This window comes from Amycolatopsis minnesotensis, assembly GCF_039529815.1.
Taxonomy (GTDB): domain Bacteria; phylum Actinomycetota; class Actinomycetes; order Mycobacteriales; family Pseudonocardiaceae; genus Amycolatopsis; species Amycolatopsis minnesotensis.
Map to the genome: position 1 here is coordinate 53,235 of NZ_BAAANN010000038.1, position 23,034 is coordinate 76,268.

The 23,034-nt window shown below is 70.4% G+C and carries 32 protein-coding genes; 31 read left to right on the forward strand and 1 reads right to left on the reverse strand.

Annotated features, from left to right (window positions below; all coding sequences use genetic code 11):
- Positions 1–4 precede the first annotated feature (4 nt).
- A complete protein-coding gene (locus tag ABD256_RS35030; RefSeq protein WP_344429021.1) occupies positions 5–844 on the reverse strand; it encodes a GntR family transcriptional regulator in 840 nt (279 codons plus the stop codon).
- Between the two features lie 514 nt (positions 845–1,358).
- Here ABD256_RS35030 and ABD256_RS35035 point away from each other — a divergent pair.
- From ABD256_RS35035 to ABD256_RS35185, 31 genes are all read left to right on the forward strand, one after another.
- On the forward strand, positions 1,359–1,733 hold the full coding sequence (locus tag ABD256_RS35035) for a hypothetical protein (protein WP_344429023.1): 375 nt from the start codon (positions 1,359–1,361) through the stop codon (positions 1,731–1,733).
- Positions 1,730–1,858, forward strand: coding sequence for a hypothetical protein (locus tag ABD256_RS35040; RefSeq protein WP_344429025.1), 129 nt, complete (start codon positions 1,730–1,732; stop codon positions 1,856–1,858). The genes ABD256_RS35035 and ABD256_RS35040 overlap by 4 nt, the downstream gene beginning before the upstream one ends.
- Positions 1,855–2,214: a hypothetical protein gene (locus ABD256_RS35045; RefSeq protein ID WP_344429027.1), complete on the forward strand. Its 360-nt coding sequence runs from the start codon at positions 1,855–1,857 to the stop codon at positions 2,212–2,214. The genes ABD256_RS35040 and ABD256_RS35045 overlap by 4 nt, the downstream gene beginning before the upstream one ends.
- Positions 2,211–2,405 carry a hypothetical protein gene (locus ABD256_RS35050; RefSeq protein ID WP_344429029.1) on the forward strand — a complete coding sequence of 65 codons (195 nt, stop codon included), beginning with the start codon at positions 2,211–2,213 and terminating at the stop codon, positions 2,403–2,405. Before ABD256_RS35045 ends, ABD256_RS35050 begins: the two co-directional genes overlap by 4 nt.
- Positions 2,402–2,608, forward strand: a complete 207-nt coding sequence (locus ABD256_RS35055; RefSeq protein WP_344429031.1) for a hypothetical protein — start codon at positions 2,402–2,404, stop codon at positions 2,606–2,608. The genes ABD256_RS35050 and ABD256_RS35055 overlap by 4 nt, the downstream gene beginning before the upstream one ends.
- A 147-nt stretch (positions 2,609–2,755) precedes the next feature.
- The gene (locus ABD256_RS35060) at positions 2,756–3,808 is read left to right on the forward strand and encodes a hypothetical protein (protein ID WP_344429033.1); all 1,053 of its coding nucleotides are present in this window, start codon (positions 2,756–2,758) and stop codon (positions 3,806–3,808) included.
- 412 nt (positions 3,809–4,220) lie between these two features.
- Entirely contained in the window at positions 4,221–4,667 is a 447-nt protein-coding gene (locus ABD256_RS35065) for a hypothetical protein (protein WP_344429035.1), read from the forward strand.
- Positions 4,668–4,714: 47 nt separating this feature from the next.
- Complete coding sequence (locus tag ABD256_RS35070; RefSeq protein ID WP_344429037.1) at positions 4,715–5,134, forward strand: hypothetical protein; 420 nt, start codon at positions 4,715–4,717, stop codon at positions 5,132–5,134.
- Positions 5,135–5,241: 107 nt separating this feature from the next.
- Positions 5,242–5,676, forward strand: a complete 435-nt coding sequence (locus tag ABD256_RS35075; RefSeq protein WP_344429039.1) for a hypothetical protein — start codon at positions 5,242–5,244, stop codon at positions 5,674–5,676.
- A gap of 157 nt (positions 5,677–5,833) precedes the next feature.
- Positions 5,834–7,201 (forward strand): hypothetical protein, encoded by a 1,368-nt coding sequence (locus tag ABD256_RS35080; RefSeq protein WP_344429041.1) that lies wholly within the window; start codon positions 5,834–5,836, stop codon positions 7,199–7,201.
- Positions 7,202–7,339: 138 nt separating this feature from the next.
- On the forward strand, positions 7,340–9,655 hold the full coding sequence (locus ABD256_RS35085) for a hypothetical protein (protein ID WP_344429043.1): 2,316 nt from the start codon (positions 7,340–7,342) through the stop codon (positions 9,653–9,655).
- 62 nt (positions 9,656–9,717) lie between these two features.
- Positions 9,718–9,891 (forward strand): hypothetical protein, encoded by a 174-nt coding sequence (locus tag ABD256_RS35090; RefSeq protein ID WP_344429045.1) that lies wholly within the window; start codon positions 9,718–9,720, stop codon positions 9,889–9,891.
- A 191-nt stretch (positions 9,892–10,082) separates the two neighbouring features.
- Positions 10,083–10,322 (forward strand): hypothetical protein, encoded by a 240-nt coding sequence (locus tag ABD256_RS35095; protein ID WP_344429047.1) that lies wholly within the window; start codon positions 10,083–10,085, stop codon positions 10,320–10,322.
- Between the two features lie 44 nt (positions 10,323–10,366).
- Positions 10,367–10,933: a hypothetical protein gene (locus ABD256_RS35100; RefSeq protein ID WP_344429049.1), complete on the forward strand. Its 567-nt coding sequence runs from the start codon at positions 10,367–10,369 to the stop codon at positions 10,931–10,933.
- Positions 10,934–11,166: 233 nt separating this feature from the next.
- Positions 11,167–11,829, forward strand: coding sequence for a hypothetical protein (locus ABD256_RS35105; RefSeq protein WP_344429051.1), 663 nt, complete (start codon positions 11,167–11,169; stop codon positions 11,827–11,829).
- Between the two features lie 107 nt (positions 11,830–11,936).
- On the forward strand, positions 11,937–12,620 hold the full coding sequence (locus ABD256_RS35110; protein WP_344429053.1) for an HNH endonuclease family protein: 684 nt from the start codon (positions 11,937–11,939) through the stop codon (positions 12,618–12,620).
- A 108-nt stretch (positions 12,621–12,728) separates the two neighbouring features.
- On the forward strand, positions 12,729–13,109 hold the full coding sequence (locus tag ABD256_RS35115; protein WP_425546574.1) for a WhiB family transcriptional regulator: 381 nt from the start codon (positions 12,729–12,731) through the stop codon (positions 13,107–13,109).
- Complete coding sequence (locus ABD256_RS35120) at positions 13,106–13,477, forward strand: hypothetical protein (RefSeq protein ID WP_344429055.1); 372 nt, start codon at positions 13,106–13,108, stop codon at positions 13,475–13,477. Before ABD256_RS35115 ends, ABD256_RS35120 begins: the two co-directional genes overlap by 4 nt.
- Before the next feature lie 43 nt (positions 13,478–13,520).
- Positions 13,521–15,239: an SNF2-related protein gene (locus ABD256_RS35125; protein ID WP_344429057.1), complete on the forward strand. Its 1,719-nt coding sequence runs from the start codon at positions 13,521–13,523 to the stop codon at positions 15,237–15,239.
- A gap of 33 nt (positions 15,240–15,272) precedes the next feature.
- Complete coding sequence (locus ABD256_RS35130; RefSeq protein WP_344429059.1) at positions 15,273–15,572, forward strand: hypothetical protein; 300 nt, start codon at positions 15,273–15,275, stop codon at positions 15,570–15,572.
- Positions 15,573–15,833: 261 nt separating this feature from the next.
- Positions 15,834–16,298 (forward strand): hypothetical protein, encoded by a 465-nt coding sequence (locus tag ABD256_RS35135; RefSeq protein WP_344429061.1) that lies wholly within the window; start codon positions 15,834–15,836, stop codon positions 16,296–16,298.
- A gap of 178 nt (positions 16,299–16,476) precedes the next feature.
- Complete coding sequence (locus ABD256_RS35140; protein ID WP_344429063.1) at positions 16,477–16,662, forward strand: hypothetical protein; 186 nt, start codon at positions 16,477–16,479, stop codon at positions 16,660–16,662.
- Between the two features lie 90 nt (positions 16,663–16,752).
- Positions 16,753–18,045: a hypothetical protein gene (locus ABD256_RS35145; RefSeq protein WP_344429064.1), complete on the forward strand. Its 1,293-nt coding sequence runs from the start codon at positions 16,753–16,755 to the stop codon at positions 18,043–18,045.
- Between the two features lie 152 nt (positions 18,046–18,197).
- Positions 18,198–18,548, forward strand: a complete 351-nt coding sequence (locus ABD256_RS35150) for a hypothetical protein (RefSeq protein ID WP_344429066.1) — start codon at positions 18,198–18,200, stop codon at positions 18,546–18,548.
- Between the two features lie 176 nt (positions 18,549–18,724).
- Positions 18,725–19,735 carry a hypothetical protein gene (locus ABD256_RS35155; protein WP_344429067.1) on the forward strand — a complete coding sequence of 337 codons (1,011 nt, stop codon included), beginning with the start codon at positions 18,725–18,727 and terminating at the stop codon, positions 19,733–19,735.
- Positions 19,732–20,670, forward strand: coding sequence for a DUF5131 family protein (locus ABD256_RS35160; RefSeq protein WP_344429069.1), 939 nt, complete (start codon positions 19,732–19,734; stop codon positions 20,668–20,670). The genes ABD256_RS35155 and ABD256_RS35160 overlap by 4 nt, the downstream gene beginning before the upstream one ends.
- Positions 20,671–20,782: 112 nt before the next feature.
- On the forward strand, positions 20,783–21,343 hold the full coding sequence (locus tag ABD256_RS35165) for an AAA family ATPase (protein WP_344429071.1): 561 nt from the start codon (positions 20,783–20,785) through the stop codon (positions 21,341–21,343).
- A gap of 5 nt (positions 21,344–21,348) precedes the next feature.
- Positions 21,349–21,612, forward strand: coding sequence for a hypothetical protein (locus ABD256_RS35170; protein WP_344429073.1), 264 nt, complete (start codon positions 21,349–21,351; stop codon positions 21,610–21,612).
- 18 nt (positions 21,613–21,630) lie between these two features.
- A complete protein-coding gene (locus tag ABD256_RS35175) occupies positions 21,631–22,047 on the forward strand; it encodes an SsgA family sporulation/cell division regulator (RefSeq protein ID WP_344429075.1) in 417 nt (138 codons plus the stop codon).
- Positions 22,048–22,305: 258 nt separating this feature from the next.
- Positions 22,306–22,488: a hypothetical protein gene (locus tag ABD256_RS35180; protein WP_344429077.1), complete on the forward strand. Its 183-nt coding sequence runs from the start codon at positions 22,306–22,308 to the stop codon at positions 22,486–22,488.
- Between the two features lie 32 nt (positions 22,489–22,520).
- Positions 22,521–23,003: a hypothetical protein gene (locus ABD256_RS35185; RefSeq protein WP_344429079.1), complete on the forward strand. Its 483-nt coding sequence runs from the start codon at positions 22,521–22,523 to the stop codon at positions 23,001–23,003.
- Positions 23,004–23,034: the final 31 nt, after the last annotated feature.

The following is a 23,034-nucleotide window of genomic DNA, read 5'->3' on the forward strand; positions in this document are numbered from 1 at the left end:
GTCGTCACCACCGCTCGAGGTCGGTCGAGAATCGGAACTCGACGCGGTCGGCTGGCAGGGGAACAAACGCCACCTCGACCGGCCTGTCCAGCGTGTCGTAGGTGATCTTGGTGAGGTCGAGCAGTGGGATTCCAGGAGGGATGTCGAGTGCCTCCTGCTCGGCTTTGGTCGGCATCCGGGCAGTGATTCGGTCCTCGATCCGGCCGACTTCGCGGCCGGCAGTCCACAGCTGATGCAGAGTGCCGCCAGGCCAGGGCTCCTCGTTGGGGTCGAGGAGTCGTGGATTGTGCCGTACTACGTCGTGGGGGAGGTAGGACGTGGACGTGCTGTCTCCAGCATGCTCGACGTGGCGTCGAGTATGACGACGTCGTAGGACCTGCTCGTCCGCAGAGAGTTCGAGGATTTCCCCGACTTGGGCGGGGCACTTGGCCACCGGGAGCACGTTGTATTCGTAGGTGTCGCGATCCAGATTGCGCACTGGGATGCCGAGTGTCCGCTCCGACACGCCTTGGCGCTCGCGCTCCTCTCGCGCGGCGAGAACGAGCCGCTTTTCTTCGTCGTAAGTTCGATTGCTACGGACGACCTGGGTCGGCCTCACCCGCACCCGGGTAGGGCCGCCGCCGACCCCTTTGAGAAGGCCTTCGCTCTTCAGCTGGCCGATTGCGCGCGAGATCGTGTTGTAGGCGACGCCGTACTGGGCTGCCAGCTCACGAACCGTCGCAAGTTGCTTGCCAGGCGCCAGCTCGCCTCGCTCGATCTTCTCGCGTAACTGAGTCGCGATGTCCTTAGCTTTGACCTGCGGGTTCGTCACATTCACCACTCTTTCATGGATCGGATTCGCCAACAACGATGGCCGTCCATCGAAAACTATCGTGCGACAGTCTTGACCATCAGTACGACATGCGTCATGGTTAGCAAACCATCGCACGATGGTTTGGTGGTTCGGTCCGATCCCGAGCTCGCCACACCCGGGTGGCCGCCATCGCAGCGCGGAACCGGCACCGCCGAGAGGGCAGGAGCCGGGAGAGCGCCCCGCCAGCAGTCCCGGGCCCAGGTCAACGCCGAATTTCACAGGTCAGCAGAGCCGAGGTCCCGCCTCGTCGTATTTCCAGTCCGCCAGGACCCCATCGGGGAGAGCGATGCGACAGCGGCATTCCCGGAGCCGAGGCTGACCCAAGTTTTGATCACGTACTTCGCACACCTCGGTGTGTGCCGATGGCCACCAGGCCGCCGACCGGCGACCTGGTGGCCCTTCGGGAGCCACCGAGGCCCACCAGATTCCCGTGTCACCCGCTTCCGCGGTGCCCTCGTCGAGGGCGATCCCCCTTTGCAGTGCTGTCCGAGAGGAGCACCCGTTGATGCACACCACCAGCCCCGCCGCCGAGGTCTTCGAGGTCTTCGGCGACGCCACGATGATCGACCTGCCCGACCGGTACGGCGACGTGCTCGCCGAGCCCCGCGCCGCCCGCGAGGTCGGGCTGCTGACGTTCTCGGCGATCACGATCCCGCCGTCGGACCTGCCCGCGGTCGAGCTGCCCGACTACCACCCCACGCCTGCTGATCTGGCCGCGCTCGCCGAGCTCGACGACGAGGGCATCGACGCCCGCGTCGAATCGGCGAACACCCTCGCCGCGTTCGAAGGCCGGCACCGCGAACTGCTGCGGCTGCGCGAGAAGTTCGTCCTGGTCGCCGGTGACGGTGAGGACGTGGTCGAGCTGGAGCGTGCCGCATGAGCCCCCGCCAGAACCCGAAGCCGGAGCCGGAGCGGTCGAGCCCGAAGACGTTGCGCGACGGCGCGGGCCGCCCGATCACGCAGCCCGCCGAGCCCGCGGTGCTGGGCAGGAGGTCGAGCCGATGAACACGCCGCTGGTGCACCTGCCCGGGTCCGACGAGGACCCGTTCGTGCTGGACACCCCGATCCACCGGCCAGCCCCGGTCCCGGTCCGGATGTTCGAGCAGCCGCCGGCCCCGCCGGTGGTCGAGTTCGAAGTGGACGAGCCGGTGTCCTACCGCGGGCAGGGGTTCGAGCTGGACAACACCGTCGGTACCGGCAGCGCGCCGTTGGTGTTCGGCGGTCTGGTCATCGGGCTGGGCTGCGTGCTGGCGTACGTGCTGCCGTCTCCGGTCAGCCCGGTTTTCATCACCTTGCTCGTCGCCGCGTTCGCTTCGGTCGTGGTGGCGGTCGCTCTCATCAGGAAGAAGGTCAAGTCGTGAATCTCAAGTCCATCGCCAAGATCGTCACCGCTGCGGCGGTGCTCGCGTTCCTCTTCGTCGGCGCGGTCGATCCGACTCTGGTCAACATCGGCCGCGTGCTGATCGCGGTCACGGCGCTGGCCGCCGGGGTCTGGATCGGTGCCGCGCACGGGCACCGCGGCCGCGACGCTGACGGGGAGGTGTCGGCATGAGCACCGTCCTCGCCTCAACCCCGGTGTCGTCGGCGCGTCACGAGCGTGAGTTCGCCGATTCCTGTGGGAGGTTGTCCACTCTGACCGCCGATACCGCGCGTGGGCACGAGATCCGGTGCTGCTTGAGCAACATCGAGCACGCGTGCACGGAGGTGGAGCAGAGGTCCGCGTGGGAGCACCTGGTGCTCGCGATCACCGGGTGACGCGGTTCCCGGCACCGGGGAAGCACACGGACCAGCGGGCCTCGTGTGTTTCCCAGGCCACCGGGCCCATATCTTCTTTTCCTGTCGTGCCAACGAAAATCTGTGCGCGGCGTTCGTTCGTTTCGTTTGTCCGAGGAGGACTCGACCATGGTCGACACCCAGCAGCTCGCAGCGCCGCTGGACCTGGATGTGTTCCGGCGCCGCCTGAACTCCGGGCTCTACGTGCCGGAGCTCGACGACTCGACAGCCCCGATCGACGTGGTCGACCAGCACACTCCCGCCCCGCCGGCACCGTCGCGGGTGGAGCAGGTCCGGCCGGTGCCGCCGCCGAAACCGGTGGCGCGGCAGGGAATTCAGGAGCAGCCGGTGCCGGAGCGGCGGGACGAGCCCGCTCCGGCACCGGTCCCCACACCACCGGTCGCGGTGGCGGTGCCCGCGCGGGCCGAGCCGGTCGCCCCGAACTACTGGGGCCGTCGCGGTTTGATCGGGGTGTACTGGATCGCGATCCTCACCGGCGCGATCGGGCAGGTCATTTTCTTCGGTGAGCTGTTCAACCTTGGGCTGCCCGGCTACTTCGCGGCCGGGATCATCGCCACCACCGCCGAGACGATCATGGTCGCGGCGGGGGACACCGCGATGGACCTGCGGGCGAAGGGCCGCCCGGTGCGGCAGTGGGTGTGGTTCATGGCGATCGCGGTGACCGCGGCGCTGGCGGCGTCGGGGATGAACCTGACGCACTGGTGGGCCAAGAACCCGTCGATGGCGGTGTTGTTCGGCGGGATCGCGTTCCTGGGGTTCCTGCTGCACGTCCTGCACGGGCTCGGTGAGGGCACCCAGTACCTGGCGGAGAAGAGGGCGTTCGACAAGCAGGTCACGACCGCGCGGGCGGAGTGGCAGCGGCAGTTGGAGGCCGAGGCCGCGCGGGAGGCGAAGGAGGCCCGCGCAGCCGCGAAAACCGCCACCGCCCCCGCAGCGGCGTCGAAGCCGGAGACGGGCCGGGTGTCGCAGCCGAAGCCGGCGCCGCGGCATGCCAAGGCGTCCGCGAAGGTGACTCGCGAGGAGGTGCTCGCGTGGGCGCGTCGGCAGCCTGAGGTGCCGGGCCCGGCGCAGGTGCTGGCGCACTTCGAGGCCGCGAAGCGGGAGTTGCCGACCGATCGCGCGGTCCGTAACTGGCTGAAGGAGCTCAAGACCGGCGGCTAAGCCCGGCGGCGGCTGTCCTCTTGTTCCGGTCCAGCACCGGGACAGTGCACCGGCCCACCGTGGTCGGTGTGCTGTCCAGGCCGCTGGAACGGCCCACCTCGAACACCTTCCGGTTGTTCTTGTCCTGATGCTCTCTTGGCTGGCCGGGCATCAGGACTTCGCCCTGCGCGCATCACGATCCCGACCCCCGTTTCGTGGTGCCGCGCGGGGAACCGCCGGTGGCCGGGGCCGTGTGGAGTTTCCCCAGCTCCCCCGGCCCCGGCCACCGGCCCAGCCCTCTGCTCGCCCGATGTCGGCTTGGTGCCGCGTCGTGATCCCTCCGTACCCGCAGCACCCCGCCCGGTCTGGGTCGGGGTGCTGCGGGAGTCGGACGGCTCGAAATCCCTTGTCACAGATTGGAGGTGGTGCTGGCGTGGCCGGTCACGTTCGCACGATGCCCGGCACGGGACGCCAGCCCGGCGTCACGGGCCGGTCCCGCAAGGTTCGTGTGCACCTGCCGCCCGGCGAGGCCGAGGTGGCCAAACGCGTCAAGCAGCGCAACGGGGCGCGCACGATCGCGCAGCACCGCATCGTCTCGGCCCGTACTCCGCAGGCCAGGTTGGACGCGGCGCGGGACTACGTGCGCTCGGCCGCGGCGAAGTACCGCGCCGACGACGAGATCGCGGTGGCGGTCGAGGCGCTGCTCGCGGCCGGGGACCGGATCTTCGCCCGCGGTGCCCCGGTCGACCCGGGTACGAGGGCGGCGCGGCAGGTGCGGGCGGCCCGGAACCGGGAGCGGGCGCGGACGAACCAGGTGCTGATCCGGGAAGGCCGCAAGTCCGTGCGGCGCCAGCAGATGGAGGCCCGCGAGTCGGCATGACCGAGATCCCCTACCCCACCGAAGGACAGGACGAAGGAGGTGCAGCGATGCTGCCCGAGAACACCGCCGAACCGGCCACCACCATCGCGGAGCCGGTGGCGTCGGTGCGGCACCTGCACGCGGTGTCCGTCGACGAGGACCACACCGGTGCCGCCGCACCCGCGCCGGAGGCGGCTCTCGAGCTGGGTGACGAGCCGCGGTTCGTCGCGGCGCTGAAGGCGGTCTTCACCCCGGATTCGGGGTTGTGGCAGGACCGCCAGCCCAGCATCGCGGAGAACTGGCGCACCGCCCGCCGCGGCGCGCAGTGCCCGGAGACCGGTCCGGCGCGGGTCCTCTCGATCGGTGCCGGCTACCTGCAGTTCGTGATCCACGCGGTCTGCGACGCGGTCAAGTGGTCGACCGCGTCGCGGGCGAAGCTGGCGGTCACCGCGCTGCTGGTGGCCGGGCTGTTCATCTGGTTCGGCTGAGCCGCACTCGCCGGCACAGGCTCGCGTTCTCCCGCCGGGAGCCTGTGCCGGTCCTGGGCCACTCAGCCCCATTCCCCTGTTTTCCCGCTATGTCTGGAGGTTTTCGCATGCTGTGGCTCGCAGGTGTTTTGTTTCTCGCGATCCGGCACAAGGCCAAGAAGTGGAAGAAGGTCGGCTGGATCTTCAACATCGTGCTGATGGCGCTGGCGGTGTGGGCGCTGATGCTGGCGCCGCTGCCGTTCGGGTGGGGCACCATCGGCGGCGTCCTGGCCTGGGTCGTGAAGTGGGGCCTGGGGTTCCTGGGCTCGTGGGCGAACGTGGCCGCCGGTCCGATCGCCGCGGTCGCGATGGTGATCGTGATCTGGTTCGGCGCGCACGACGTCATCAAGGACAAGAAGCCCGACGCCTGGGCGAAGATCGCCGTCTACTCGCTGCCGGTGCTGGCGCTGCTGGCCGGTGGGTCGATCGCGGACAAGATCCTGCACTTCACCGACATGGTCGGGCATCTCGGTCCCAAGGTCGTCGCCAGCATCACCGGATGATCCCCGCTCGACAGCCCGCACGGCATCCACCGGCCCGTCCGTCGCGGCGGGTGGTGGCCGGGTTCGACTCCCGGCACGGGCACGCACGCCACCTCGGAAACCCTGAGCGGAAAGGACAACCCGTCATGTACTGGCCACCGTGGATCAAGGAGGGCTGATGGATCCCATCTCCGCGCTCATCATCGCCTGCATCGCGGCACCGCTGATCGTGCGCACCCTCGGCAAGGGCGCGGTCGACGTTGCCGCCACCGTGCGGGGGAAAGAACCGCCGAGCCAGGAACGCTGGCGCAAACGCCAGGAGGACCGCGCCGCGAAGGGCCTCCCGCGTGAGGCGTCGCTGCCGCCGTGGCGGCGGCTGTGGCGGGAGCAGGTCGAGCGGTCCAACGCCAAGTCCGCGCAGAAACACGCCGCCGAGATGGAGTGGCTGCGCGAGAACGAGGACGAGAACAAAGCCCGCCACAAGGAACGGCTGCTGCGTCGGCAGGCCAGGCGGGAGAAGGTCCGCGATGGTCTCGCGCGCGGTGCCGGGGTGTCGTGGGAGAAGGCGAAAGGCACCGCGACGGCGGCGCGGGACAAGCTCTCCCCCGCGCGGCGGGCCGAGCAGGCCGCGCGGGCGCGGAACGACCAGCGCGACCCGGTGCCCGAGCGCGACGCCGCCGAGGACCTGCTCGCGCCGGAGACCGCGAAGGAGCTGCTCGACGGCGACCCCGCGCCGGAGGGTGTGAAACCGGGCGAGGCCGATGACCCGGGCGCGACGGTGGTGCCCTTCAAACAGCGCGGTGACCGCGGTGACCGAGGTGACGGGCGCGGCCATAAGGGCTCCGCCGCCGCCGGTGAGCAAGGACCGGCGCCGCGCGAGTACCTGCGTGATCTCAGCGAGGAGGAACGGGCCAAGGGGCTGCGCGACTCGGCACAGTCCATGCGCGAACACGGAAACGAGGACCTCGCGCAGCGGCTGGAGACCTCCGCCGAGCGCCATGAGGCCACTGCGGCCGCCACCGGAGGCCGGACATCCACCGGTACGCACAGCAATGGCCAGACCGGCACGACTACGTCGTCCCCCGGCTCCGAGAGCACCATCAACGAGAGGAACAGCGACATGCAGCATTCCGGCGAGATCACCGACCTGCCCTCGGCCATCGTCTTCTTCAGCGAGGGCGGTACCTACTTCGGGAAGGTCTCGGGCGAGCTCGATGAGACCGGGGCGCAGGCGAGGGCGACCGCGGAGGACAGCGAGCGGATGGCCGCTGTGCTGGAGACCGCGCAGTCGACCCTGACCGGGCTGGGGTTCAGCGGCGGCGAGGTCGCGACCAAGCTGTCGGGTATCGGTGAACGGCTGGCCGCGCTGAAGACGGTGTCAGAGGAGCTGGAGAAGGCCCTGTCGAGCGCGCAGGACGAGCTGGCGTCCGCGGGCAACGACATGAGCGGGCTGGCGCAGTTCTTCCAGAACCAGACCGGTGTGGCCGAGCAGCTCGCGTCGCAGACCGAGCGGGCCGACAAGACCGAGTTCTACGTCAACGGCTGACCCCGGGCACCCGCCCGGGGCGGTCTGAACCGCACTCGAGCACCCGCGCCCCGCGAACCAGAACAGGTTCGCGGGGCGCGGGTGGTCTGTGGGCGCTTCAGCCCCGAGACCGTCACCGTATGGAGAGGAGAGTTCGCCGTGGACAGCACCGCGACCCCGGCCGATGCCAGCGAGAGCGCTGACACGGCGGATGAGAAAACCCGCAAGACCGAGGCCAGGAAGGCGGCGAAGGCCGCACGCGAGGCCCGGGTCACCGAGCTGGCCGAGAAGGACCACGCGCAGCGGTGCCGCCGCAACGCGAAGAGGTCCCCCGGTGACCGCGAACCCGAGAAGGCGCTGTGGAAGGCCTCGCTCAAGGACGCTCGTGCCCAGGTGCGGCGCGAGGTCGCGGTCGCCGCGGTCAAGAAAGGTGTCACCGGTGCCGCGACCTACCTCGCCCACGACGCCCAGGCGGTGTGGACGCGGAACCAGGCGCAGCTGGCGCCGTGGAAGATCTCCGTGCCGTATCTCGCCGCCGCGGAGCTGGCCACCCTCGCCGTGCACGCCGGTGGCGGCTCCCCGGTCGCGCTGTCGGCCGCCTGCGCCGCCTCGGCGGCGGGAGGCAGTGTGCTGGCGTGGCGGCGCACGCTGGAGAAGAGGACTCCGGCGCGGTTCGCGGCGAAGGTGCGGGGCGGGATGGCGCTGGCCGGCGCGTGGGCGGCGGCGATGCCGTTCGTGCACGCCGGTGGGCAGATCCCGATGCTGGCGGCCTGGCTCGGCGGCACCGGCTACCTCGGGTTGTCGTGGTGGCGCGAGCACCGGCACCCGGTGCCGTTGCGCGCCGACATCGCCGAGCTCGACGTCGACGGCCTCACCGGGCCGCAGTCCGCTGTGGAGGCCGAGGAGGTTCCGGTGTCGATGGTGGAGGGCATCCTCGCCGCGTTCGCCGAGCGGGTGCGCGTCCGTGACGGCGCGGTACCCGGCGGGACGCTGACCCACCTCGGCACGGCCGGTAACTGCGCGAAGTTCGAGCTGGCGCTCGACCCGAACGGGAAGGTCGTCGCGAACCAGCTCGAGTCCCGGAGGGAACGGATCGCGCTGGCGATCGGGGTGTTCGCCCACCAGCTCGCGTTCGAGCCCGGTGACCGTATCGACCTGGTCACCATGAAGGTCACCACCGGGCGCCAGGACACCGTCTACAACGGCCCGATCGTGCTCTGCGACGGCACACCGATCTCCTCGCGGTGGGAGATCACCCCCGGCTCCGACGTCGACATCGTCATCGGTGCCCACCTCGACGGCGACGGTTTCGCGGTGTACCGGGTGATCGACGCCGGGTCGGTCAACAGCGCGTTCATCCTCGGCTCGATCGGATCCGGGAAAACGCTGCTGGCCGAGGAGATCGCGATCGCGTTGAAGTTCCTGGGCTGCGAGCTGTGGTACGTCGACGGGCAGGACGGGGCCTCATCCGAGCTGCTCAAGCGGCACGCGGACTGGGCGATCCCGCTGACCCGCGACGCGGTCGAGGACCTGTACCAGGCGGTCAAGGGCGCGGCCGATGGCCGCAACCTGGAGCTGAAGATCCGCCCGGAGCTGGGCAACAAGTACACCTACGACCCCGGCAGGCCGCCGGTCATCACGACCCTGGAGGAGTGCCAGGGCGTGTTCGAGATGAAGAACGCCGACGGCACCACCTACGGGGTGCTCTTCGGTGGCATGGCCCGCAAGCTGCGCAAGGACGGCATGGGGTTCGTCGCGATCTCCCAGGACCTCGACCTGACCAGCACGTTCGGTGGCAGCGACATCCTGCGCTCCTGCCTGATGGCCGCGGGGAACTTCTTCGCGATGCGGTTCCTCTCTCGCACCCGCGCGGGGATGTTGCCGCCGAACTGCCCGAACCTGCTCGAGGTGCCCAAACACGGCTACGGCTACAGTCCGCTCGCGGCGAGGCCGAACGCGATGTGGCGGGCGGCGAACATCGAGAACTCGCCGCGGACGAAGGACGAGTGGATGACCGCGTTCCCGCCCTCCACGCTGGACAAGGTCACCCGGGCCCGTGCCGGAGCGGCCTACCGCAAACGGGACGAGTCCATGGCCGAGGACCTCGACGCCGCCCGCGCCGAGCTGGAGTTCCTGGAAAACGCCACCGACGAGCAGCTCGACGCCCGCGAGGCCGACCGCAAACGCGCCGAGGCCGAGAAGGAGAAGAAGAACGGCGGGGACGGGAAGGTCGTGCGGTTCTTCACCGGCGGCGGCCCCTCCACCGTGCGTGCCGGGGCGGGCGGGGACGGGCTGAGCGAGGCCGAGCAGCGCGTCCACGACGTGCTCGCCGAGGAATCCCTGACCCCGACCGGGGTCGGCGAGCAGCTCGGCATCAGCCGCCAGGCGGCGGCGAAAACGCTGCAGAAGCTGGTCGCCAAGGGCGCGGCGGTGCTGATGGAGGACGGGCGCTACATGGCCAAGGATCCCCGGTGATCAGCCGGAACTCTGCCACGATGGGTGCGATAGCCAGTACCGACAAGCACCCGGGAGGGGACATGGCCTGGCCTCGGTCAGCATCCGACGTCGCATCCGACGCGTGGGGATGGCTCAAGGACGCGGAGCACTGCTACCGCAACTCCGAGGACGGAACCCCGGAGCAGTCCGCCGCGATCACCGCGATGGCCTCCGCCGCGATCGCCGGGCTGCTCGCCAAACAGATCAAGGACTGACCCGCCCGGCGACCAGCACCCCCTAGCGGCCCCTGAACCACCACGGTTCAGGGGCCGCTCGCCGTCACACCCCGGGCACGACCCACAACCGGATCGAACCTTCCCTCGAAAAAGGGGGGGCGGGCCCGCCGAACACCCGGCGGGCCCGCCCCCCTTTTCGTCACATCCCCGCACGCGACCTGGAGGCCCTCGTGCTCACCGCGTTCACGAATCTGGACCCCACCGGCCGGGTGATCGTGCTGGCCGTGCTCGGCACCGTCGCCTACCTGCTCTCCGGGCTCTTCTGGCCCTACACCGCCTGCCAGGCCTGCCACGGCGGAAAACACTCCTCGCCCACGGGCAAGAACTTCGGCCTCTGCCGCCGCTGCCGCGGATCCGGCAAGAAGCTCCGCCTCGTCGCCCGCCTGCTTGGGCGCGTCGAACGCGGCTAGCGCCCGCCCTGACCCGATTTCCACTACCACGAAAGGGAAATTGTATGTCCACACCGGAACCCGTCAGCCCCGCGCAGCGATACTGCGGACTCGGGCACACCATCGCCGACACCGCCCGATCCCTGGCCCGCAGCGACGGCGACGACGACCAGGACCTCCTGCTGCACCGGCTGCAGGCCCTGGCACAGCTCACCTGCGACCGCGTTCGCCTGTCCTACCTCGTGCACACCCCCGCCGATGCCGCGCGGATCGAGGACGACATCGACGACGCCCGCTTCGCCGCGCTGCTGGCCGACCTCGCCGCCTCCCGCCACCACGGCCTGCCACGCAGCCGCAACCGGATCCGCGCCCTCGAAGGCCACGCCTACAGCCGGATAGTGATGGACCAGATGGCCTCCGGCGACGACCAGCCCGGCTGGGTCCTGGCCCAACGGCTCAACACCCTCATCGACACCGCCATCGCCGCCGGCCTGCACACCGGGCTCGCCCAGCAGATCGCGCACGCCATCAGCCACCGCCCCGACGGCGAGAACGCCGAAGAACACGAAAACGCCCTCGACCACACCGCCGGCGAGACCGACACCGCCACACCGCACCGAGCCGCGGCCTGAGCAGAAGGAGGCACCCCAGCACCGTCCAGCACACCCACGACACCGCGCAGATCAGCGTCTTCACCGCCGCCACGAACTCCGAGGCCTCGGCGGCGGCGATCAGGTACGCGATGTTCACCAAGCACACCCTCGCCAACGACGCCCCGACCACCACCGTCTACGTCGAGCGCGTGAGGTAGCCGCCACCCGGCCCGGTCCATCACCTCCGCACCGACATTCGTGAAAGGACACCCATGGCCTGCGACCACTCCGCCACCGTCACCGAACCCCCGCCCCGGCTCACCCTCCCCCGGCTGCGCACCCAGTTCAACGCCATCCGCAACACCGTGTTCGCGCTCTGGGCGCTCGCGCTCGGCACGGCGTTCACCACGATCGTGCTCTGGCACCCCCAGCAGCTGCTCGGGCCCGCCGCCAGCGGCGGCACCCCGCAACACGTGCTCACCGCGGTCGCGGTCGGCGTGGTGCTGTGGAAGCTCGGCATCTACGGCGGCGAAACCATTCACGGTGACCTCGGGGCGACCCACCACGTCAACAGCCTCAGTGACACCGACCTCGCCCGTCTCTACACCGCCGGCGCGTGGCTGCACCGCAAGACCGTCGCCGCGGCCACCGCGCTGGCCGCGCTCGGCCTCTGGCCGCTGCTGCCCGCGGTGCGGCAGGCCTGGATCGGCAACGACCCGGCCGTCACGCCCGGGCTCGCGACGACGATCGGGATCCGGCTCCTGCCCGTGTTCGCGCTGATGGTGCTGATGGTGCTGCTGCGCTGGATCCTCTTCGGAACCATGTGCGGCCTGGAGCTGCGGCAGCAGCGAATCCGCGACGACGCCGAGGACACCGCCGCCGAGGTCACCGACGCGGCCGCGTCCCCGGTGCCGATGGCCGACATCCGCGCCTAGGCATCCGATCGCCGAACGAGCTTCGGCACCACCGCCGGCAAGGGGCGGGAAACCAGAGCCGGTTCCCCGCCCCTTGCCGGTGTACCCGGAAGGACTTCTGAGCCGCCATGCCCCTGACTCGTCTCGCCCGCCGCGCCATGCTCGCCACGGTGGTCGCCGCGACCACCGCGTGCGCGCCCGGCCACGCCGACACCCCCTCCAGCCCGCCACCGGGCACGACCACGGCCACCTCAACGGCCCCCAGTGGCGCGCGGGCCGCGCTCGACACGCTGCGGGTCGCCGCGTCCGGCCCGATGACCGGCTACAGCGACAAACAGTTCCCGCACTGGATTTCCCAACGTGCCGCCGGGAAAGGCTGCGACACCCGCGAAGTCGTGCTCAAACGCGACGGCCGCGCCGTCACCGTCAACACCGACTGCTCCCCTGTCTCCGGCACCTGGATTTCGCCGTATGACAACGAAACCTGGACCAAAGCCTCCGATGTGGACATCGACCACGTCGTGCCGCGCGGCAACGCCTGGATCTCCGGCGCCGCGACCTGGACGCCGCAGCAGCGCACCGAGTTCGCCAACGACCTGGTCCGTCCCGAACTGATCGCGGTCACCGACAACCTCAACCAGCAGAAGCGCGACAAGTCCCCGGACCAGTGGAAACCGCCGCTGGTCTCCTACTGGTGCACCTACGCCACCAACTGGATCACCGTGAAGGCGCACTGGCACCTCACGATCACCGACGCCGAGAAGACCGCGCTCGCCGACATGCTGCGCCGCTGTCCCGCTCCGCCGCGGTGACCACGACCACGCGCACATCACCACCGGCGGCACCGGCCGCCGGACACCCACCCCGGGGACGCTCACCCACCGCGCGAGCGTCCCCGCCGTCGTTTCGGGAGCACCACCATGAACATCGCCAAAACCGATCCATTGGAACGCCACGTCCTGCGCCCCTCCTATGAAGGCCTGAGCCGGGAATGGGACCAGGACCTCACCCTGCTCGACGCGCTCGGATCCCTGACCGAGGACGACACCTCCTGGAAGGACCGGGGCCTGTGCGCGCAGACCGACCCGGACGCGTTCTTCCCGGAGAAGGGCGAATCCACCCGCGAGGCGAAACGGATCTGCCTGAGCTGCGAGGTCCGCACGCAGTGCCTGGAATACGCCCTGGATCGCCAGGAAAGGTTCGGGATCTGGGGCGGGGCCTCCGAGCGTGAGCGCCGCGCGATCCAGAAGGAACGCGGAACCATCGAGCCGGTCAAACGCGTTCCCGGTCGCGCGGCATGACCGCCCCAGCACCGCCAGTCGCCGCGGCGGCGATCGCGTACCGGCTGGCCGGGTTCCGGTTCACCTGGGCCGACGAGCACGCCCTGCAGGACAGCATCGCCGACGTCCTCACCACTGCCGGGTGGCCGGTGCGGCGGGAGGTCCGGCTCGGGCCACGGTCCCGGATCGACTTCGTCGTCGGCCGGATCGGTGTCGAGGTCAAAGTCGCCGGCACCCCGGAAACGGTGACGCGGCAGCTGCAGCGCTACGCCCACAGCAGCGAGCTGGACGAACTCGTGCTCGCCACCACCCGCGCGACCCACCGAATCGTCCCGCCGGTCCTGGCCGGGACACCGGTGACCATCGCCTACCTGACCCATCTCGTCTGACCACCCTCGCGGTGTTCTCCGCCTGAGCGAAGGGAAAAGCTCGATGACCACCGAGGTCGCCGCGTTGCGGCGCCACGCGAACGGCACCGTGCGCCACATCCCCGCCACCACCGGCCACCGGGGTGGCTGGCTCGTCGACGCCGCCCCGCACGTCGCGGTGCGGATGAAACGCTGCCTGCCCCGGATCCAGCAGTCCCGCAGCGGCACGATCACGCTGCTCGACACCCCGGAAATGGCCGCCGATCTGGACTGGCTGCTCTCCCGGTGGCCGATGCGGATCGACCCCGCCGCCGAAGAGCACCTGCGGGCCCAGGCCGAGCGGCACCGCGGCACCCAGGACGCGGTGCTGCAGATCCTCGCCGGGCGTCGCATGAACACCGGAGCCCGCACCCCGGCGCGTGAGCCCTACCCCGAACAGCGCCAAGCCGCTGACCTGGTGATCGCGACCGGGCGCGCCCTCATCGGCGACGAGGTCGGGCTCGGCAAATCGTTCGCCGGGCTGCTGGTGCTGAGCGCCGCCGACGCGCTGCCCGCCGTGGTGGTCACCCTGACCCACCTGCCCCGGCAGTGGATCGTCAAGGAACTCGCCGCCGCGTTCCCCGAGCTGCGCGGCCACATCATCACCACCGGCACCGTGTATGACCCCGGCGACGTGGACGTGCTGGCGATCTCCTACTCCAAACTCGCCGCCTGGGCCGACTACCTCGCCGGAACCGTGAAAACGGTGATCTTCGACGAGATCCAGGAACTACGCCACCACAACACCGCGAAGTACACCGCGGCGGGCCGGATCGCCGACAGCGCCACGTATCGGGTCGGGCTGTCGGCGACCCCGGTGTTCAACTGGGGCGGCGAGGCCTACAACATCCTCGACCTGCTCGCCCCCGACTCACTGGGCTCCCGCGAGGAGTTCCTGCGCGAATGGGGCACCGACCTCGGGGGCGGGAAAGTCGCCACCCGCGACCCCAAGGCGCTCGGCGAGCACCTGCGCGGCGAGGGACTGCTGATCGCCCGCACCCGCGCCGACGTCGGGCGGCCGCTGCCGCAACCGATCCTGGCCGAGCAGAACGTCGACGGCGACCCCGAGGTCTACCGGCGCCTGGCCGGGGACGCCGCGGCGCTGGCGCGATTCGTGCTCGACAAGACCATGCCCTCCAAGGACCGGTGGCAGGCCGCCGGGCAGATGGACCTCGCGCTGCGGCAGGCCACCGGCATCGCCAAGGCCCCCGCCGTGGCGGCGTTCTGCGAACTGCTGCTGCACACCACCGAACGGATCGTGCTGTGGGGATGGCACCGCGCGGTGTACCAGGTGTGGCTCGACGCGCTCGCCGACTACCACCCCGTCCTCTACACCGGCAGCGAAACCCCGGCGCGGAAACAGAAATCCGTCGAGGCCTTCCTCGACGGTGACGCCCGGGTGCTGATCATGTCGCTGCGCTCGGGTGCCGGGCTCGACGGGCTGCAGATGGGCTGCGACACCGGGGTCTTCGGCGAACTCGACTGGTCCCCGCAGGTGCACCTGCAGTGCGTTGGGCGGCTGCGTCGCGACGGCATCACCGATCAGCCCAAGGCCTACTTCTGCCTGTCCGATCAGGGATCCGACCCGCCGATGCGGGACCTGCTCGATGTCAAACGCATGCAGAACGACCCGATGCTCCATCCCCGCGCCGCCACCGTGGAACCGGCCGCCTCGGGGCTCAACCACATCCGGGCGCTCGCCGAATCCGTGCTCGCCCGCACCACCACCAGCAAAGCCAGCTGACCCAGGCCGACCCTCTGATCGGAGAGCCACCGCATGCCCACCCTCCGTCCGGCCCTGCTCGCCCTCACCCTCGCCGCCACGGTCACCACACCCGCCGCCTGCGACCTCAACACCCCCGGCCCCACCCCCATCCCCGGCCGTCACGACACCAGCACCAGCAGCACTGACGACACCGAGGACGTCGAGTTCTACGCCACCTGCGACGAGAACAGCCGCCCGATCCAGGTGCGCCCGAACACCGTCGCCGCGCGCGCCGCCGCGGCGAAAGCCTGCCGCCACGCCGGCCGGGTCGGCAACGGTGTCGCCGACTACCTCAACACCCACCCGCGGTAGCCCGCATCGCCCACACCACCGCGAACCGGCGCACCCGCAGGCCAGCTTCGAGCTGACCCTCATCTGGCGCTCTCACACCTCACAAGTCCGGGCCACACCCCCGACAACCCCGCGCGGACTCGGTGGAACCGGCCGCGTCCGGGCTCAACCACATCCGCGCGCTCGCCGAATCCGTGCTCGCCCAGACCAGCAGCAGCAAAGCCAGCTGACTCGCTACCGCAACCCGCCTCCACATCACCGATTCGAAAATGGAGTCACGTCATGCGTTCACCCAGCACCTCGCCGCACTCGGCTCGCAGTCGTATCACCGCTGAACAGCGCGCGGCCGCTGTCGCGGCGATGGACGAACTCGACCAGGAGGAAAGCAAGATCACCAGGAGCATGGTGCATGGCACCACCGAGCCCGCGAAACGTGCCGCGCTGCTGGAGAAGGTCGCGGACATCTATGAGCAGCAGGCTCGGATCAGGCCCGATCTCGGCGGCCGCGCGGCCGCCATCACGGTGTTCCAGAAGCATCGGCGCGGTGAAGCGCGGGAGGCTCGCGCGACGGCGCGGATGGAGATCCTGCGGGGTCAGCTGGTCGCTGCGGGCGTCGATGTGCCGGACCCGCTGCTCGGGCTTCTGCCTGGCTCGGAGGAGCGCATCGTCGGCTACATCAGCAGTTTGTTCGAGCTCTGGCTGCGGCACCTCGGCACCGGCCCGCGGCCTGCGGTGGGCGGGCGCTGATGCCGGCGACGACGAACCGGCCGCATGGCCGCGCCAAATACGTCCACGAGCGGTGCCGCTGCCCGGTGTGCTCCCGGGCGAACCGGGACTACGCGAACCACCGCGCCCGGCAGAACGCCTACGGCCGTCCCGGCCAGCCGGGAAAACGGATCCGCACGACAACGAACGGAGAGAACCGATGATCCGCGTCACCGTCCACATCGGAGAGACCGAGCACGAAGTCTGCCTCGTCTCCGGCGAGGCCTCGCCGGAGACCGCCCTCGCGCGCGAGGCGATCGCACGCTCGGTCCGGGACTGGGCCGAGCGCTACGAAGAGGGCGAGGAGGACGGACAGGCCGTGTGCCCGTCCCGAACGATCCGCTGAAAACCCATTGCCGGTGGGGGGGAGCTCCACGCTCGCCGCCACCGGCAGTTCCAGCCCCGCCGAGATCGTGTACCCCGCGAAGGAGCCTCGATGATCACCAGCGATCCGCGGCACTCCGGCGAGATCACCGATCTGCCCGCCGCGATCGACTTCTTCACCCGCGCCGCCGCCTACTGCGCCCGCGTGCGTAGCTCGCTGTCCGAGGCCGACGCGCAGGTCCGCCAGCACACCGAAGACATTCCCGGCATCGCCATGCTGGTCGAGACCGCCCGTACGGTGCTGGCCGGCCTGGGGTTTACCGGTGGCGCGGTAGCCAGGATCCTGGACTCGGCGCACGAGCGGCTCACGTCGTTGTCCGCGAGCGCACGCCAACTCGACCAGGTGCTGAGGACCGCGACGGAGGCAGTGGCCTCACTGGAGGATGGGATGCTCGTCATGGCCGCGCTGTTCCACGGCCAGACCGGCGCGGCCGAGCAGCTGGCCGCGCAGCCCGAGCGTGCCCAGCTCACCGCGTTCTACCGTGAGCCCGCCGCCGCGGCACCGGAACCCGCCCAGCGTCCCCACACTGACCACACCGACTACGACGGCGCACCGGGCGCGGTGGCCGCGGCACGGGCACTGCGGCAGGCCTACCACGATGGCTTCACCCCGTGGCGCGCGCTGCACGGCGGTATCCACGCGACATCGGTGACCCTGGGGCGGCTGGCCGATGGCACGGCCGCGGTCCTGAAACGGGTCAACCCCGATGAGGCCGAAGACCCCGACGAGGTCGAGAACGACTACCTCGGCGGCCTGGTCGCCACCGCGCTCGGCATCGACCGGGTCGCCGTGGCACGGCTGGACGAGAACACCACGCTCGCCCGCTTCCTCGACGGCGACACCGGCACTCAGCGGTGCGCGCGTGCCGAGAACATCGGTGGCGCCGCCGGTGAACTCGCCGAGCTCGAGCGCCTGACCCGGCTGCGCCACGGCCGCGAGATCGGACTGCTGGACTTCCTGTCCAACAACCTCGACCGCAACGACGGCAACTTCCTCGTCGACGGCGGCACGGTCCGCCCGATCGATCACGGCTCCTGCATCTTCGGCACCATGCGCGGCCACGACCCCGAGGACGGCGAGGAGATGTACAGCCCGTTCGCGCGGGCGCACCTGCACCGGCACGGTGATGTCATCCCGGACAACACCATCGCCCCCGCCGTTCCGTCAGCCGACCTGCACTGCCCGTTCACCGGAGCCGAGCTCGCGCGGCACCGGGCGAACCTCGCGCGGCTCGAACCGGAGTTCGCGGCCTGCGGCGCTCTCGCGAAACACGAGTTCGTGATGCGCCAGCTCGACACGATCGCCACCGCGAACCGGCGCACCCACGCGCCGGTTTCGAGCTGACCCTCATCTGGCGCTCTCACCCCCTCACCAGTGCCCTGCCCGGAGGCGCGCTCCGGCGCGTCCGGGCCGCGTCGCCGCCGAAAGCGATCCGGAGCTGACCGCGCCTACCCCGTCACCATCCACAAACACTGTCCACTAAGGAGTGTGGCGCTGTGTTCGCCAGCCTGAAGCACGAACGAAACCAGATGCTGATGGTCCGCCCTTGGGAGGCCGCCGAGTGCGAGACGTACTGGTCTATCACCGGGGCCTATCCAGGCGGCGAGGGCAAACCGAAGCACACCTTCACCGACTGTGTCGCGATGACCCTGCCCTGCGAGGCCACCGGGTCCGACCGTCCGGTATTCGTCTTCGTCGGCGCCCTCGCGCTGATCAACGAACCGATCGATCCGGCGTGGATCACCCACGCGATCCCGCTGCTGCTCGTCCACCGCGACGAGCCTGACCAGGCCTACTACCAGGACGACCAGGTCTGGATCGACGACCACGCGAGGTCGTCGAGCTGATCAAACCCTGTCCCCGGGATCCGCGCTTCTCGCGCGAGCACCAAGAAGGCCCCCGCCATGCCCGGCGGGGGCCTCCTCGTATTCCCGGGCGCGCCGCGGTCAGACCCACCCACGGATGACAGCCCGCCGCACGCCCGGCACACCCCAGCACCGTCCACTGAGGAGCCACTCGCATCATGACCGATCCCCACGCCGCACCGGCACCCGCACCGGCGGTTCCGCCGATCACCTCCGCTACCTTCCCCGTACCGGGCGCGGCGATACGCACCAACGACCCCGCCCGCCTGGCGGCGATCTACGAGTTCGCCGCACACCAGGCCGACGCCGCCCGCGATCTCGCGGCGTGGCTGGCCGACTACCTCGCCCGCACCCGCGACCGCGCCGAGCGGACCGGCGCGATGAGTATGGTGCTGCGCGATGCCACCCTGTGGCGCTACCGGCACGCGTGCGACCACCAGGATCCGCGCGGCGTGGCCGCCGACGCAGACCACTACCGCAGGCCCATCACCGACGACACCGCCAACTTCGACCGCCTCGGCCCGTCCGGGCGCAAGTGCGACGGGGCCGTGTGGGACCCGGTGCGGCAGGTGTTCCACGGCGGCGCGGTCACTCCCGCCCACGACGTGCTCGCCCACTACGGCACGCGGGCGCGGCAGCGTTTCGACACCGAGGCCCCGGACGCCGAGGTGCTCTACAACGAGGTGACCCTGCCCGACGGGCGCACCGTGACCGGCAACCGGCTCGCGCGCGGCGCGGCCGCGGCCCGGATCGGGGAACTGCTGCGCAGCCGTCTCGGCGAGCGCGGCGTGCACCAGGTCGAGACCGGCGGCGACCCGATCTACGCGGTCACCGCCACCGAGGAAGACCGGATCCGGCTGCGCACGGGCGCGATCACCGCGCTGACCGCCATGGCCGAGCGCGCCGAGCACGGTGACCAGCCCGCCGCGCTGCGCGCATGGGTCCAGGCCGCCTACCTGGCCTACCAGTCCCCTGCCACGAAGAAAGGTTCGGACGCGGCCACCCGGGTCGCGCTCGTGGCGGCCGGCGCCGCGGCCCTCGGACACGCGCCCCGGCTGCGGCACGACATCGACCTGCGCGCCTACGTGCTCGGCCAAGGCGAGTTCACCACCGACCTGCTCGCCCACCAACGCGACAGCCACGCCACCGTGGAACGGGGGCGGGCGTGAGCACCGCGACGACGATCGAATGGACCGACCACACCTTCAACCCGTGGTGGGGCTGTTCCCGAGTCAGCCCGGCGTGCCGGTCCTGCTACGCCGATGCGACCGCGACCCGGTGGGGCCACGAGCTGTGGCGCCGGAAAGGGCCGCGGCGGATGCTGTCGGAGGCGAACTGGCGGAACCCGGTGAAGTGGAACCGGGCCGCCGAAGCGGCCCGCCAGCCGGCGAAGGTGTTCTGCGCTTCGATGGCCGACGTGTTCGAGATCCACCCGGTCGCCGAGGTGAACGCCGAACTGGACGCCGCGCGGGCCCGGCTGTGGTCGCTGATCGACCAGACGCCCTGGTTGATCTGGCAGTTGCTGACCAAACGCCCGGACAACGTCGCCGACCTGGTGCCCTGGAGCGCGACCTGGCCCCAGAACGTGTGGCTTGGCGTCTCGGTCGAGGACAACCGGCGCGCCACCGAACGCATCCCCGTTCTGGTGCGCGCCAACGCCTCGACACTGTTCCTGTCCTGCGAGCCACTGCTGGAAAAGCTCGACCTCCGCCCCTGGCTCACCACCGATTCCGGTCGGCGGCGCCCAGACTGGGTGATCGCCGGAGGCGAGTCCGGCGGCATGAAGGCGCGGCCGATGCACCCGGCCTGGGCCCGATCGCTGCGGGACCAGTGCCAGAACGCGGCCGTGCCCTTCTTCTTCAAGCAGTGGGGCGACTGGGCACCGGCGGGCTACGGCCTCGGCCGCATCGACCCGCGCGAACGTCTCGTCGGGCCACCGATCGAGGGCCCACCGGCGGCCCCGCCCGGCCACCGAGGGTTCGAGGTGATCCGCCGGGTCGGGAAGAAGGCCGCCGGCCGGGTGCTCGACGGCGAGATCCACGACCAGTTCCCCGACCTCACCGTCGAGGTGCCGGTGCTGGCCGACCAACCGCGGCCGAGCTGATCCAGCAGCCGCTCGACCCTTTCACCCATCAACCCGGGGGCGAGCCCACATCGAGGCTCACCCCCGGGTTCTTCATGTCTGGCAACGATGATTCGGTAAGGAGCGGTGCCGTATGACGGCCACCCCAGATACACACGCGGGCGGCAGCCCGGCCCCGGGAAGCGAAGTCATCACGATGGTCGGGCCCGCCGGCGCGGGCAAGACCTCGGCCAGGAGCCGCTGGCCGGACGCCATCGTGATCAGCCTGGACGAGCTACGCGCCCAGTTCTCCTGGTGCGGCTGTTCGAGCAACCAGGATCCCCGGCTGCGGGCGCTGGTGGTCGAGATCGCGTTCACCGCGGCACGAACGGTGCTCGACCGTGGCGGCCGGGTGCTCTGGGACGCCACCAACGCGGTGGCCACCGACCGCCAGGCGCTGCTCGCGCTCGCCGCCGAGTACGACGCGGCCACCCATGCCGTGATCGTGCTGCCCCCGCTGGAACAGGTCCTGGCCCAGAACGCGACACGATCCCAGCGACGCTGCCCGTGCGGCTATACCCGCGCCGTACCCGAAGCCGTCGTGCGGGCGATGCACGAGGCGATCACCCGCCAGCCGCCCACGACCGCGGACGGCTGGCACCGCGTCACCGTCCTCGACCACCACCAGTCAGGCGGGGCGGTGAGCACACGATGAGCGCGGTGTACGACTCCCTGGCCCATCCGCCCACCGACGGGCTGGACCGCACCGACTGCGAGTACCTCGCCTTCGAGGACTCCAGGATCACCGCCGCGGCGAACGCCCGCGCTGCCGAACTGTTCGACACCTTCGACTCCGCCGCCCTGCTGGCCATCGCCGAACTGCAGGACCTCGCCCACGCGATCCGCGCCCGCGGCGCGGCCTACCGCGCCGCCCAGCTCAACGCCCCCCACCGCCCGATCACACCAACCCGGAAACCCCGATGACCAGAAAGGACCACCGCCGTGCCGGACACGATCACCCACCGCATCACCGTGAACCTGATCCCGCCCGCCGGACCCGAGGTACCGGTCAGGACGATCTTCAGCTACACCCCCGATGACCCCTACGCCGTCCGCATCCGGTTCCACACCGGCGCCCGCGGCTGGGTGGACTGGGAAGCCGCACGGCTGCTGCTCGAGGAAGCACTGGTGCTCGATGCCGCCGGAGACGGCGACGTCCACTTCGAACGCGCCTTCCGCCGCGGCGCCCCGGATACGCGCATGCTCCTCGACGTCACCAGCGACACCGGCACAGCCCGGTTCGCCATCGACGTCGACGAGCTGGCCACGTTCCTCGACGCCAGCCACCAACTGGTGCCCGCCGGCACCGAACCGACGCGGTGTACCCCGCCGGACACCACCCAGAAGTTCACCACCTGACCGCCGCTCACACCCGGCACCCGGGGCCGGGGTTCGCCGTCATCGGCGACGTGACTCCATCAGATCTCCTTGCGTGCAAGTGGAAAGGCCCTGCCCAGTTCATTCTTGGGCGGGGCCTTTTTGCGTTCCGGGGCTCGATCGGCCCGGCCGGGTGCCGCACGGGGCACGGCGCCGCCGGAAGGGGGCTGGGTGGCGTGTCGGGTGAGCGTGCGCTGGCGGGGTGGCCATGATCGACCCACACCGGTCGCGGACCTTCCCTTGGCACGGCCCTATCGCCCCCGCTACTGCATGCCGGTGCGCGAGCAGCGCTGGCGCTACCACCTGTGGAGGCTGCTTCCCCGCCCGTGGCGCCGATGCGGCTGTCGGTATCACGCCGGTGACTGGACCACCGTCAACGGGATCACGCTGCGGCTGCTGGCTTCCATCGAAGCTGTGGACTGAAGGCCTTTCGGCGGAGGCTATTGTCCAAGGTCATGACAGTGGTCGTGGCCTGCCTGGCGCTAGTGGTATCAATAGGGTCGCTGATCTGGCAAATCACCGCGTGGCGCAGTTCCGGTCCACGGGTTCATGTGGCGCTGGTCGAAGCTCGACCGCTGGACACTCGAAGTACCGCCCAACCCGGGCTTGCGGTAGTCGTGTCCAACTGTGGTCGCCTCGCTGCCCGCGTGCACGCGATCCGTCTTGAGCTGTCCCACGAAACAGACGTGACACTTCCCGACGGCACACGGATGCCGCTCGTGCTCGCACGTGAAGCGTCGGACATCACGCTTCCAGCCGAGGTCGACGCAGGTGATGAACTGGTGGCGGTCTGGGAGGCCGACGAAGTCGACTGGCTTTGCGACTTCGCCAAGAACGGCCGCGCCGACATCCTGTGCCGAGTACGAACAGGCGCGGACGAAATCAAGATTCGTGACGTGCGTGGATACCGACCCGTCGCGATGGGGCGGGACGCCTAGACGGCCAATTCCTGCGACTCCACAGGGCTGA